The organism is Anoxybacillus tepidamans PS2, assembly GCF_000620165.1.
In the GTDB taxonomy this organism is placed as follows: Bacteria; Bacillota; Bacilli; order Bacillales; family Anoxybacillaceae; genus Anoxybacteroides; species Anoxybacteroides tepidamans_A.
On record NZ_JHVN01000034.1, the window covers coordinates 1 to 14,425 of the forward strand.

Here is a 14,425-nt window from a genome sequence, read left to right on the forward strand (position 1 = left end):
TATAGACTTAAGTTATCATAAGTAAGGCAAAAAGAAAAGAAAAAACTCACGTCTTCCGTGAACTTTTTCTTGACATCATACTTTTTCAACACTTTTAAAACACCGTCTAATTTTGTTAGACGGTGTTTTAAATAGTTGTGTAAAATTTATTGGCTGTACTTACTTTCCTTAAATGGACAAAATAAAGTCATTGACTTCGCATGAAGCACATGCGGTTCCATCGACCAGTGAGGCTCACTCGTCAGACAGACGATCACGCTCTACTAACAATCGTGCCATCTGTACAATTACAAAAAAGTTGTTTAATTTTGAAGTTCAAAATATACATAACGCCGTTCAGAAATCCTAAAAAATAGTTGTTTAATTTTTTTTAGATTAAATGTTCGAGCTATTAAAACATTAGTAACAAAAAAGTTGTTTAAAAATCCTCTGTACTCCAAATAATGCGTTTCTTTAAAAAATTCATGGCAGACTATCAAATTAGGGATTAAACTTTTTAAAGGTAATAAATAAATTATTTTTCTTGGGTAACGGCGCACCCTCTGGTTTTCCCTAATAATACACTTTCGTCCATTGATAGACGAGGTTCGAACTTTCCGACACCCAGTCTTGGTTACCCATTCCTAACGCTCCCTTCACCACTTGCAGTTTAAACTCTTTCGTAATGTTGTCATCGTTTCATGTCAATACAAAAGCCCCTTCATTTGGTCACTGTGATGATAAAAAATAACCCTAGCGAGTGTCCAAATTCATTAGAGGGCTAATGAGATTATGCGTTTTTCAACACGTTCACCTAAGCCATTCGTTCGGTTTTTTCAATGCTATATTTATTCTCATAATCACACCAATATTTAGCAATAACCCATAATGGATCAATAATATTTAAATTCAGCTTAGCGTAATACTTAAAGATGTACTTACTAAGCATATGGAGTTCTGTGCAACCACATAGCCAACCGCCTATTGGGTATTGCTTGGATATTTCTTGTATAAACTCAAAAAACTCTTCCATAATTTCAGTATTAGATCCAACTTGCTTCAGGTTGTATATATATGAATGGATTTGTTCTTGGTGTTTAATCGTAGGATACACTATCATCGGGTGATTAAATAGATGAGTGTCATATGTCCCCTTTGTAGATAGCAAAAGAACAGGTTCCTTTGTTAATTTAATACTATCTAATGCTACTTCCAATAGATTTATTGTTATTTTTTGGTATTTGCTAGGCAACTTATCAAAGAAATAGTGAGCAGTAACACATGTTAAAACGTAAAAATTAGCAATATGATTTGTCATTTCAAATTTATCAACCAGACTTTTTATAAAGATATTGTCGTTACCTTGTTGAATAATACTTGTTCGATCCTCTAGAATTGGATCAGATACCAAAACTAACCTTGGTGCCGACTGTTCTTTTGTTAGCGGAATATTTGCTTCGTAAACACTTTGAACAAACTCGGCAGAAGCCAAGGGACCCATTCCTCCTATTACTACTCCAATTGGTCTCATAATGTCTTCTGCTCCATTACGTGTACTTTATTCAAGGATTTATTTTTTGAGTAAATCGCCATAGCTGTTGTAGCAAACGCTAAGATGGCACCAACTATTAAAGTATATTCTAGTGATAAAAATAAAGAGGTCAAGCCCCAAGCTAATATCCCACTAACATGTCCAATCCCTTCCGCTATTAACATCTCTCTGGAAGAACTTTTTTCTTGATCAATTAAAAAAGAATGTAGCATATAAACTGTTCCCCCCCCCAACCCTGTCATAAACCACCAAAAAGAAATGCCTATATCATTATTAGAATAATATAATCCAACTAATGCAATTAATGCAATAATATGTCCAAACATAAAATATCTCCATTTTGGTTTTAAAAACCACTCGTAAGCATTATATGCAGCCCACCCAATATAGAAAATGAGTCCCATAAGCCAGTAAGGAATATCTGTCCTAATGGAAAACAAATACGGAATAGTATATGCATATGCAAAATAGTGAGCGTGATGCAGTCCCATTGTCCAGTAGACAGGAAAATTAACTTTGATCTTAGGCACATAAAGCTTAAGTTTTAACTTGATTTGACCTAAATCCCTATATAATAGACATGCTACAAACAAAATTATCACATAACTAAGATATATTGTTTTTGAAGATAAAGGAGCAACTAAAAAACCTAACGTTCGCGCAACTATTTTAACCTTTTTGCTACTATATTTAGCAACGGTACTCCTAACCTTCATCATAGATAGCCCAAATATAAAGAAGAACAAATAGTGTGGATTAAAAATAATTACTATAGAAGCAAAAGCTGCCATTAATATCCACATCCTAATTGATCCAGCATCAAAAAATTCATGAAAAGCTTCACCAATTTTAAGAAATAGCAATGCTAGAATCAAAGTTGATAATGAGATTGATTTTTGCCATGCAAATTCTATGGCAATATGCAACTGTGTATAGAAAAATAGGACAGTAAGTAAAAAATAGATAACATCCATATACAACTTATTTACTTTTCCCATATATACTTCACCTCATTGTTTTAAAAAAGTCATTTCTTCTTTTATATGCTTTGTTTATATTTACTTAATTCAATTAAAAGATCCTTTACCCCAAAGCGAATTGGATCAACTGATACAAGACCTGTTTCTTTCTCTACTGAACGCAAGTAAGATACAGCCTCATGTTCAGACAATGACTGAGTGTTGAGACTAATTCCCACAACTTTCGGTTTCCTATTGTCATTTCTACTCCAAGATGCTGCATCTTCATATATTTCAATCAATCTATTTAGACTAGGTATTTTCCAACAATCATAACCTTTAATAGTACTTCGCCCGGCCTCATGACATAATACCATTGCGTCAGGCTGGGATCCGTGTATTAAAGCTAATGAAATATGACCGTGAGTGATAGTACCTTGTCCTTCTACAAAAACCCAATCATAATTATCGGAGAGTGTTTTAACATAGCTCCCCACAATACCTATTGTAAAATCACAAATAGTATGGTCTACCGGGATGCCGTGCCCCGCTATTAAAATTCCAGTTTGTCCCGTTGCTGCTACTACTGAATTTATTGATCTTCTTTTCGCCTCGCTATTCAGTTCTAAGCATGTCGTTAGTTTCCCAACTGCACAATCACTACCCACAGTTAAAACTGTAAACGAACCTTCCCTGTGCGGATTATATCGACTTAACTTAGTATTTAGTTCGAATTTTCTGACATCAATTAAATTACTACCTGACTTTTGAGCAGCTTTCACAAAATCAGGATGATCTTGAAGGAGATCATGTAAAACATTAACCACATTTAGTCCCTTACAAATTGCTTCCATCACTATTTCCTTCATTACATTGGGCATTCTACCATCCGGCGGTGCAATACCTATTACTATAGTGTCAATCGCACTATTATGAGCAATTGCTTCATCTAAAGAAGAAAATATAGGTATTTCTTCACCGAATCCGTATAATTCCTTAGAAGTTTTTCCACAATTATCTGAATCAATAATAGAACTTATATCTTTAGATCGATAGCGTAACAAACTAATTGTTGTTTTAGAATAATAAATAGATGAATGTTTTTCCAATAATATTACCCACTTTTTCATTATACTATCTCCCTTTTATTAATGATGGAAATAAATTTTGAAAGTTTGCTTTCCTTCCTGTTCCCATTTTTTTATATTTTGTTCATATTGGGACCAATACTCTTTTCCATAGTTAGTTGTATAAATTTTTGTATACAGCGAAAAATAGTCTGGAAAATATTCGCTAATAAGATTCAATATTCTCTTTTTATATGCCCCTCGCAAATTTAAATTTTCAAACAAATAGTACCCTACAAAAGGACGAGTTATATCTATAAGTCTCTTTACATCTGATAACTCAGGAAAAATAGGTGATATAAAAAGATATGTGTTAATACCTTCCCTATTAAGAATTTTTAACGCTTCTATTCTCTTGTATACGGACTTAGCTTTAGGTTCAAATATATTTCTTATATCATCATTAGTACTATTAATAGATATCCCTACAGTAATATTAGGAATTCTTTTTAAAATATCAATATCTCGAAGCACGAGATCAGATTTTGTTAATATTTCTAATTGACAACTAGATTGTATAAAAAACTTAAGTATTTTTCTTGTTAACATATATCGTTGTTCAATTTGATGATAAGGATCAGTAACAGAGCTTATTAAAATTTTACTGTTTGATAATTTATCAACATTTATTGGTTTTTTCCATTTACTCTTTACATACACAAAATTCCCCCATTCTTCACTAATAGGTACAAATCTTTTCATGAATTCAGCATAACAATACTGGCAAGAATGTAAACAACCAACATACGGGTTAATTACGTAATCTGCGTCCGGTAATTTACTTGCTGACACAAGAGAATCTACTTCAATCTCTCTAATAATCATTTATTTCCCCACCGCTTCTAGGAATTTAGTGTTTTAGAATGATTTGAAATATTATTATTTAAGGAACTATCCCGAATTTGACTACGTACAACATAGATAATTACTGAACCTAACAAAGCTAACACAGCATATGTATACATCATTAAGGCACCTCCAAATAGGTCAAGAATATAACCCCCTATTAAGGATGATAATGGTAGAGCAATAAATAACCTCAATTTACCGAAAGCGAGGTATTTTGCCATCTCCCCTTTTCTACTGTTATCAACAATTAGCATATTAGAGCTCGGTGAAATTAACATTTCCCCTATAGTAAACAGGGCAATAGCTAATACAATAGCTTCTATTTCCTTAGTTAATCCAAGAATTATAAAAGAAGTAGCATAAATCAATTGGCCAAATAATGTAGATTTAATAAAACCTATAGTCTTACACAAACGAGAAATGATTACTTGGAATGCTATGATCATTACAGTATTCATCGTTAATATAAATCCAAACCAGTATGTAGAGTTATTAACAATTTTGTTCAAATGCATTGGTAATGTTGTTTCAAGACAAAAATAACTTATTGTAGGCAGAGTAAGTCCTAAAATTAGCAAGAAGAAGGACCTATCTTTTATAACATCATAATAACTCCTTAATTCTGTTAAAATGGTAGTATTTTGTTCTGGCTTCTCAAATTGATCAGGAATCCAACAGTAAGAACTTACAGCATAAAAAATATAGATACACCCCGCAACTAAAAAAGTGATATAAGGCCATTTTTGAAAAAAGTTAATACTAATTAATGGAGCTACAGCAGCCGCTAAGTTTATAAGTGTTCTTATTAGCCCGAAAATCTCGGCCCGATTTTCTTGAGTTGTATTTTCTACTAATAAGATACTTTCTCCTGGATAGGCTAAGCCATTGAACAGCCCTAATATAAACAATACAATAAAAAAAGAATATTCATTGTATGCTAGGCTTAATAGAGAATAACCTATGCCTGTACCTAACATTCCAAAAACCATAATCTTTTTTGGGCTGAATTGTTTTACTAAACTCCCACTTAATATTAAACCAACTAAATAACTTAAAGACCTTGAAGCAAGAATTATTCCTACCATAGCTTCGCTTATATCTAATTTTGTTAGATATATAGATAAAAATGGTATCAATGAAAAATAGCCGATTTGTAAAAAAAATTGTCCTAGTAACAAAACCGTGAGAGCCTTTTCTTTCTTAAAAACGAGTGTAAAAATAGAAAACAACTTTTTCATAAGATATCACCTTTAAAAAGCGTATAGGAATAAGATTCTACCATTTCTATACCTCTTTTTACTTTTGTTGCCGATGCCCCTGAACCATAATCTAAGTAACGAATTCCTCTTTCAAAAGCATATTGAATAGGTTGGTGATAGCATACATGAAAATAAGATTGGTATTTGTCAAGTTCATAATCTCGTCCAAGCATTTTTATATATAAAACTCCCGAATACTCTATATATAAGGCGTACGATAATAACACTCCATCTTTCCAACAAGTAAAGCACCCTGAAGCAGCCGGGAACTGTTCAGCAATATATTTTGCAAAAGAAGAAAGTCGATTAGGACTTACCTCATTTCCATATTTTCTAAAAACATTAGATGCAAGGATACCTACTGTATCTAAATCCAAATCTAATATATGTTTTCTTAAAGCTACCACCCCATTTCTTACTATCAAATTTTCTTCACGCCTAAAGTTATTTCTTTGTTTACTTGTAAAACTACGAAGGTAATCCTCATAATTACTAAATTTCTTTAGGTCTAACAGACCAAACTCCTTATGCGGAACTTTAATTAAAACATTCTTAGCACTTGAATCTTTAACCCATGGATCATCTTTAATTGATTGATAAGCAAACACAATATGGGAGCAATTGTATTCCTTCCGAACTAACCTCGATAATTTATTAAATATAAATTCCCAATCCACAATTTCCTTTTCATTTACAATAACAGCACATCCTAATCCAAAAAAAGATGCACACATGGCTACCGGCTCATCAATTCTTTTTTGTAACGCCTGCTCAACTATTTTATGAGGGTCTACAGGCGGATAATCACTCCTTTTATTAAATACAACAATAGGGAATAAAATAACAGGCTTATTATCTTTGTATACTTCTATATATATATCAATATCTCCTAATCTCTTCTGACTATCTGTCAACCATGATTTACTTCTGTACAAAACAGAGTATGTATTTTGATTAAGCTCCCAAAATACGCTTTTTACCTCTTCTATATTCTTTCTTACAACTAAATCGTACATACTGATCCTCTCCATGAAACAATTAAATTTATATACCATTTACTAAATTATCAAAAAAAATGATAAAAAATCAATATTTAAATAAAACAGTAATTTTTTGAAAAAGTACCTTGATTTTTTAAAAAATTCTTTATTATTATATTTTTGTAATTTCAAAAAAAAAAGAAAAATTATATCGAAAGGGGATTTTTAATTTATGGGATTTCATTACTTATTAAATGTATCTAAAAAACAAATGGAATTAATTAGAAAACATTTACTAAGAAGACTACATGACAAAAATCTTGAGAAAAAAGACGGATTATCAATTGTTTATGATCTTACATATATGTGTAACCAAGGATGCCCTGGGTGCTGTGTGAGTGCCATTGCTTACAAAAAGGGAAAAGAAATCACAATGGAAGAACATGGATCTAACACAAATGAGGTTTACAAAATTCTTTCGAAGATTAAAGAGTTCGTTGATTCAAGACCCGAACTAGATTTTTTTTTAGATTTTGGAGGAGGAGAGCTATCACTCAGACCTGATTATAAAGATATTATTAAAACTGCAGCAAGTATGTTTGGTTCCGAATCTATTGGGATGAATACAAACGGCACTCTTATCAGTATAGAAGATTTGCTAGAACTTGATCCATATATTTCATACATCGGTATATCAATAGATGGTCTGGAGGAATACCACAATCGTTGGAGAAAGTCTGTAGAAGGCGGAAATTCATTCCAAAGAACAATGAATTTAATAAAAAAAATGCTAGAGTATCCTTCCCTTGCAAACAAATTAGATATAACTACTGTTCCAACTAAGAAAAATCTTCATGAAATCAAAGAGCTAATGCATTACCTTCATAGCATTGGAATTAAAAACTACAGCGTACATAGAGCTATGCAAGTAGGGAGATTTTGGTATAAAGATGACCTAGTTCCTAGCAACGAAGATTATTTTAAACTATTCTTGGAAATTATAGAAACTGGTGAAGAACTAGGTATGAATGTACATTTACATCATTCAATTGAATCTATTTATACAGCATTGCTATTAGGAGTTAATACATATGCTGGAGATAATATTGGAAACCCAGATAGAAAAGCATCTTTAGCCATAGATCCTTGGGGTAGAATTTTCTTTGATCCATGGTGTACAGTTGAACCTTGGGATAAATTAGCAAAATCATCATTACTAAACGAGGATACCACCTTTGAGCAAATTTTGCGCGAACACGGTGGAGTTCAAGATCTAATAGATAGTTATTGTCGGAAGGATATCAGATGCAAGGGTTGCCCTGTAGCATGCTCAGGTGGAAATCGAATAGCATCTGCCGCTAATCATATTCGATCTAACTTCGGTCTTTCAGCAAGAGAAGTAACAAAAGAACATTTGTTAACTGCCATGGATAGCGTAGATCCAGCATGCCCTCTCTACAAAAATAGTTCAGAATATATTAATTATAATGATTCTGAATTCCAAAAAGTTGTAGATAAATACCATACATTTTTTAATATTCCACAATAATAAAAAGGAGGGGCTTAAAGTGTTGACAACTACAAAAAGAAACCAGCTTTTTCTACAATTTTCCGATGAGAATGTACTTTCAGAGATAGGAGAAAGAATTCTAGCAGATCGTTACTTGCTTAAAGTCAACACTCGAACAGCCATAAAAAAAGGGAGCATTGTTATAGCTAAGATTAACGATAAAAATAATACTGTATATGATTTAGCGAGAGTAGTTAGTTTATTGGAAAACTCAAAAAAGGTAAGAATTCAACTTAGAGATGGTCACGAAACAGACGTTCCTATAGAGAATGTGAGTATATTAAAAGAAACATCCCCAGAAGAAATGTGGAGAAGAATCTCAAAAGAGGCTGCCAAAGCAACAGATAACCCCAATTTATGGGAGGGGGAATTCTTCAAACTTCTGGAGAATTGGAAGTATGTACCTGGGGGGAGAATAATAGCTTCCTTAGGTACAGGCTATAAAACCACGAGTTACAATTGTTTTGTTGTACCTAATGTAGGGCCTACACCTACTGATTACGCGGAAGCTCTTAGCCAAGTTCTTGAAATCCTAGCATTTTCAGGTGGTGTAGGGATGAACCTATCGCAAGTTCCACCACAGGGTAGACTCGTTCCTATTACTAAAATCGATAAACAGAGAGTTAAAATTGTTTTAGACGTATGGCATCCGGATTTATTAAACTTTATCACAGAAGAATACTCTTATATTACTAAGGCTATCTATATAAATAAGGATTTTATACGCGCTGTTGATAATGACTCTAGTTGGAATCTATATTTTCCGGATATAAATCACGAGAACTACTCCAATTGGAATGGCGACATTTATGATTGGTACTCCAAAGGATTACCTGTTCAAAATTACAGGGAATTACCTGCTCGCAAAATAATTGAATTGGCTCATCAAAATGGTGTCGAGCTAATAACTGATCTCCCTGATAATTTGATTAATCCTGATGATAGCCGAATTAGTATAGCTAAATCTTTAGGACTTTTCTGGGAATCAATTAATAAAAGTAGTAAAACCATTTTTGTAAGACTATCAAAAATAAGACCTAAAAACAGTAGTGTTAAAGGACTAAGTTCAAGAAGCGCTGGTTCACATGCTTGGGGGAGATTTTTTAACTTAGGATACAAAGTATACAGCAATGGATTTGGTCCGATAGGCGTGGGAGAAATTATGAGTCTAGGATGTAGCATTATTGAACAAACTGGTTCCCGAAAAGGTGCTCTAATGCTAATTCTCAATGATCGACATGCTGATATTCTCAAATTTATTACCTGTAAGCAAAAACCAGGAGTCATTCAAGCTGCAAATTTATCAGTTGGAATTACCGAAGAATTTATGAAAGCTAAGGAAAAAAATGAAAAATGGTATATAGGATATCCTCCGTTAGAGCAAATGGAAAATTTTAATGGTGATTTTAACAAATGGGAAGAAAACAGAGGAGCCTTTGAAACTTATGAAGTAATCCCAGCAGAAGACATTTGGAATCAAATAATCCTATCAGCTTGGAAATCTGCGGAGCCAGGAGTGGTATTTTTAGAACGTTACAATTTAATGTCTAACTCATATTATTATAATCCAATAATTGCAACAAATCCTTGTGGAGAGCAAGGGCTTCCTGCCTATGGTGTATGTAATTTAGGTGCAATTGTTTTACCTAAATTTGTGGTCGGTTTTAAAGACAGTAATGCCAAGACTGAATTCAAAAACAAAAAATTAGAGAATCAAATAAGAAATGAATTAGGTAAGCATTTTTGTGTAGAAAAAACTGATTTTTTACTGTACCACATTAAATGGGAGGAATTAGAGAAAACAGTTAGAACCGGGATAAGATTCCAAGATGCAGTAATTGATGTCACCCATTATCCTTTTGAAGAGAATAAGATAAACCAATTATCAGAAAGACGTATTGGATTAGGAATAATGGGGCTACATGATATGTTAATTTATTGTGGCATGCGCTATGGGTCAGAAGAATCTATTCATTTTATTGATGTTTTAATGGGAATGATTGCTGAGTGGTGTTATTTAGAGTCGGTTGAACTTGCTAAAGAAAAAAGGTGCTTTCCTAAACTAGATATTGAAAAATACTTAGGGTCTGGGTATATGAAAATGTTACAGAGGGAAAAACCGCATATAATAGAGGAAATTAAAGCTTATGGTATTAGGAATGTTACAACAATGACAATTGCACCTACAGGAACAATTGGAACAATGTTAGGATGCGCTACAGGCTGTGAACCTTACTATGCTTGGGTCTATAGTCGTTCTTCTAGAATGGGTAGGTTTGAGGAAAAAGCAAGAATAGTAAAGGAGTATTTTGATACTCATTCCTACGAAGCAACCTTACCTGATTATTTCGTAACAGCAATGGATTTAACTCCAGAAGAACATGTAAGGGTTCAAGCCATCTTACAAAAATGGATTGATAGTTCAATATCAAAAACATGTAATGTTCCAGCAGATTATTCTGTTGAAAATACAAAACAATTATACGAATTAGCATACAAACTTGGTTGTAAAGGGATAACAATTTACCGTGACCAGTCGCGCCTAGAGCAGGTATTAGAAATTGAATCGGATTATAATAAAAAGGAAAATCACAGTAATTCTGCTATTCTATATGGGGCCACTTACCAGAAAAATACCCCAATAGGTTCAGCAACCTTAATAATCAATGAAGATATTACCAAATCGAAAATAAAAGAGATTCATATTAAGATAGGTAAGCCTGGGACAGAGGCCTTTGCAGTTGGGGATGCTCTAAGTCGTGTTATTTCTCTATATCTTAGTGAAAATAACGATCCCGATAAAGAAGAAAAGTTAATTAATAGCTTATTGGATATAAAGGGACATACCTCTATAGGCTTTGGTGAAAATAAAGTGACTTCAATTGCTGATGCTATTGCTAAAACTATACTTGAACATATTAAAACTTTCCCTTTCAGAAAAACTGTAAGTAATACTATCGCAATTACAGGGCAATATCGTGATTTCTGTCCCAATTGTCAAAACTTTCATTTCATAAAAACGGGCGGTTGTTCTATTTGTGAAGCATGCGGTTATAGTTTATGTGAGTAATAGCTTTTTAAACGAGGATTTTACACGAAGTGGTATGGTACCCTTCGAACACCTTTTGCGCCATAGCTTTTTTAAAAGAACTGATGGAAGCGGAACTTCACGAAAACATTTTTTTGGTAAATATAAATTACTTTTATGTAGGCTACTATACTGAACTTTTTCGCTTTATTTTACTTAAGTTTTCGGTTGTCTAAGACACGCGGTAGTGATTATAGATACAAATATTTTTGGTATCGTATTATATCAACCCTATTATCTTTAATATCAGAGATGAGCTTAGAAATGAGCTTGACAGCAAGATTGATCTGAAGAACCCCCCTACCCATTGACACGAATAAAAAGCCGCTTAAAGTTACCTGAGTCCTATTATTTATATGGACTCAGGTCATTCTATTCCTTTATTTATATATACTTGGTTTAATTATGGTTCTTCGTTCTTGTCAATACTATATTATCAAGGCCGATGATTTTTTGGTTCTTCCGCAATCTTGGTGAGCGCCTCTCTTGGTTATTATAGTAGTGCACTATTACCATGGGAGGTTTTATATTGGAACTGCAAACATTCTATAAGGATTGGGAGTTGCTGTTTTATTCTGTTGATCGTTCGTGCGTCAAGTTGTAGATCCAATCTCAACAAAAATCTCATCTTTGTCCATCCTGTAACATGCCTTCTTCGCGTGTCCACAGCCGATACTGGCGTGTGATTCAGGATGTCACTATTTTATCGTTACCAGTCTTTCTGTATGTACGTGCAAGGAAATTCTTTTGTGACCATTCTGCATGTTCACAACGTATTTTTACGGAGCAAACTCCCGATTAGTGGTCTCCTTATGCTAGGCGTACCAGTCGCTTGACTGCCTTTCTCAAGCATCTTGCCTTTACCCTAAGTGCAGAGACGGCTAGTAAAGTTTCTAAGCAGTATGGGATTCCTATGAGTGCAGATAGTTTTCTGTATTTGATTCGTAAGGAAGAAATACCTCCTATTACAGAACCTACTATCATTGGAATTGACGACTGGGCCATGAAAAAAGGGCAACGATACGGAAGTATTGTTTGTGACTTACAAACCCAAAAGCCCATTAGTAGTTGTTTGTACTTCTAATGTTGTACTAGACGGTTGTGCAGTGTCTGTTTCAGAACAGGCTGTTAGAAGAAAAATAAGTGCAAATATAGAGAAAATGGTATGTATTTTGTTTTTAAAAAAACAATTTCAGAAACACCTCTACTTTCCAATATTTAACTGTATAATACCTAAACAAAAGGTAGTTGTAAAGAAAAAATTCGTGTTGAACTTAACTTAGCCTTCATTTTTATAATAATTAAAAATAAGGCTCTTTTCGTAAATATTGTTGCTTTTTTAAGCGAGATTATCGAATAAACCCGCCGTTATACCGTAACTCATATACCTTTTGACCATCAACGAGAATGGTTTCATTGCCATAAAAATCGTCCAGAGTGCCGTAATACTCGTTTTCGTAGATGCAGTTATTTTGTTCGTAGCGGTTTGGACCACGATATAGTGATTTATGATCGACCAATCTTAGTGCTTGACGCAGAAACTCATATATAGGAGCCATTTGCTCCCAAGAGGCATTTGGAACAAGGACACCGCCTGAATAAACCATTGACCATATCGGGCGATTTTCATATTCAACTGTCTCTTGACCAATAAAGAATGAGGAACCAAAATAAATATCTCGATAGAAGTAATTGCCACTACGGTATTCGAGTTGTTTTGAACCGCTCAATAATGGTTGAACGGATGCATCATCTCCTTGTGAGGCGTAAGTTCTTTTCTTGGCTTCTACGAGAAAATCAGTAAATGACTCTAAATGTAATGGCATAGTGATACCTCCGTTAGGATGCTGTTTTGAATAAGCGAACAGGCGTAAAATTGGCTTTCTTACAAGCGTCCAGCACTATTGCTCGCTTTCTCAATTGCTTGTCGAGGTGCTTATGCAACTCCAAAAAGCGGAACCATATCAAGTAATTGTCCATGTACTTTGTTGCAACACCATTAAACCGCTCCATCCACTTCTTTAAGCGTTGATGAAAAGCATTGACGTGTTGGATATGATAAACGCCTTTTTTGACGTATTTGCCTTTATTAGCATTGATAATTTCGTGAGGAATACCCTTCTGTTTGGCAAACGCCTTGTAGTTAGTAGCAGAACCGGTGCAAAGAATAATCTCTTCATCAAGACACTTACCTAATACTTGGTCGATTTCATCAGCCGTAATGCGTCCCCTTCCTGCCATCTTGGACAGAATATTTCCGTTACGGTCTTGTGCGACCACGACACTGATTTGCTCTTTGCTGATGCCCCGTTTCTTGGCTTTACCACCACGCTTACGAGGCTTACGATGAGTAATTTGTTTCTTGCCCTTTTCGCTTTCTAAGAAGTTTCATCGCTTTCAATGATACCTTTCAGCGTCGAGAAACCAAGCGAACGTAATGCATTTAGAATCTTGTGTCGCCAATAGAAAGCGGTGGAGATGTGAATCACCAGTTCCTCTGCAATTTTGGGCAAAGTCATGCCATCAATCATCATTTGAAAGTATTTCAGCCACTTGTGCGGATAGTGAGTACCTGAAATCGGGCTTGCGGTCATGTCGTTAAACGACTTGCAGCAATCCTTACACAAATACCGCTGACGAGAACGGTACTTTCCGTTACGTTTAATACTGATGCTACCACAATGAACACACGCCCAACCGCCATTGAAACGTACTTCCCGAATATCACCTACCATTTTGACAATGTCTTCCTTAAGTTCGGGAAACAGCGTATCTTTGATAGCTTGAAACAATTGAAGTTGTTCAGATTTCGGCAAATCATTGAAAATTCCATAAACAGCCTTCCAATCCATTGCCTGGGCACCCCATAAAAACAAATGTTCTGTTTTTATTATAACAGATGACCTACATTAGCAACAATCTTTTAGAAAAGAGCCAAAAATAAAAAAAGCTGGTTTTACCAGCTGCAAAGTGTTGAAAAAGTATGATGTCAAGAAAAAGTTCACGGAAGACGTGAGTTTTTTCTTTTCTTTTTGCCTTACTTATGATAACTTAAGTCTATA

10 protein-coding genes and 1 pseudogene are annotated in these 14,425 nt (G+C 34.2%); 3 read left to right on the plus strand and 8 right to left on the minus strand.

The window, feature by feature from the left end:
- Positions 1–793: 793 nt before the first annotated feature.
- From N667_RS0116780 to N667_RS0116805, 6 genes are read right to left on the minus strand one after another with little or no spacing between them, the layout of a single operon-like run.
- Entirely contained in the window at positions 794–1,510 is a 717-nt protein-coding gene (locus N667_RS0116780; protein ID WP_027410593.1) for an aspartate/glutamate racemase family protein, read from the minus strand.
- Positions 1,507–2,529, minus strand: coding sequence for a hypothetical protein (locus tag N667_RS0116785; RefSeq protein ID WP_027410594.1), 1,023 nt, complete (start codon positions 2,527–2,529; stop codon positions 1,507–1,509). The genes N667_RS0116780 and N667_RS0116785 overlap by 4 nt, the downstream gene beginning before the upstream one ends.
- A gap of 41 nt (positions 2,530–2,570) precedes the next feature.
- Positions 2,571–3,620, minus strand: coding sequence for a DUF1611 domain-containing protein (locus tag N667_RS0116790; RefSeq protein ID WP_027410595.1), 1,050 nt, complete (start codon positions 3,618–3,620; stop codon positions 2,571–2,573).
- A gap of 18 nt (positions 3,621–3,638) precedes the next feature.
- Positions 3,639–4,442, minus strand: a complete 804-nt coding sequence (locus tag N667_RS18935; RefSeq protein WP_051530088.1) for a radical SAM protein — start codon at positions 4,440–4,442, stop codon at positions 3,639–3,641.
- 17 nt (positions 4,443–4,459) lie between these two features.
- The gene (locus tag N667_RS0116800; protein WP_027410596.1) at positions 4,460–5,704 is read right to left on the minus strand and encodes an MDR family MFS transporter; all 1,245 of its coding nucleotides are present in this window, start codon (positions 5,702–5,704) and stop codon (positions 4,460–4,462) included.
- Positions 5,701–6,741, minus strand: coding sequence for a GNAT family N-acetyltransferase (locus N667_RS0116805; protein ID WP_027410597.1), 1,041 nt, complete (start codon positions 6,739–6,741; stop codon positions 5,701–5,703). The genes N667_RS0116800 and N667_RS0116805 overlap by 4 nt, the downstream gene beginning before the upstream one ends.
- A gap of 196 nt (positions 6,742–6,937) precedes the next feature.
- On the opposite strand from N667_RS0116805, the gene N667_RS0116810 reads away from it, so the two are divergent.
- The 3 genes from N667_RS0116810 to N667_RS20430 all read left to right on the plus strand — a co-directional run bounded on the left by N667_RS0116810 (position 6,938) and on the right by N667_RS20430 (position 12,165).
- Entirely contained in the window at positions 6,938–8,254 is a 1,317-nt protein-coding gene (locus N667_RS0116810) for a radical SAM protein (RefSeq protein ID WP_027410598.1), read from the plus strand.
- 19 nt (positions 8,255–8,273) lie between these two features.
- Positions 8,274–11,345 carry an adenosylcobalamin-dependent ribonucleoside-diphosphate reductase gene (locus N667_RS0116815; RefSeq protein WP_027410599.1) on the plus strand — a complete coding sequence of 1,024 codons (3,072 nt, stop codon included), beginning with the start codon at positions 8,274–8,276 and terminating at the stop codon, positions 11,343–11,345.
- 622 nt (positions 11,346–11,967) lie between these two features.
- Positions 11,968–12,165: a transposase family protein gene (locus N667_RS20430; protein WP_409978199.1), complete on the plus strand. Its 198-nt coding sequence runs from the start codon at positions 11,968–11,970 to the stop codon at positions 12,163–12,165.
- A 547-nt stretch (positions 12,166–12,712) separates the two neighbouring features.
- Here the strand turns inward: N667_RS20430 and N667_RS0116825 are convergent.
- Together N667_RS0116825 and N667_RS19190 are read right to left on the minus strand one after the other, a co-directional pair.
- Positions 12,713–13,189 (minus strand): DUF5680 domain-containing protein, encoded by a 477-nt coding sequence (locus N667_RS0116825; protein WP_027410601.1) that lies wholly within the window; start codon positions 13,187–13,189, stop codon positions 12,713–12,715.
- A 13-nt stretch (positions 13,190–13,202) separates the two neighbouring features.
- Positions 13,203–14,215 (minus strand): annotated as a pseudogene (locus tag N667_RS19190) (IS1595 family transposase).
- Positions 14,216–14,425: the final 210 nt, after the last annotated feature.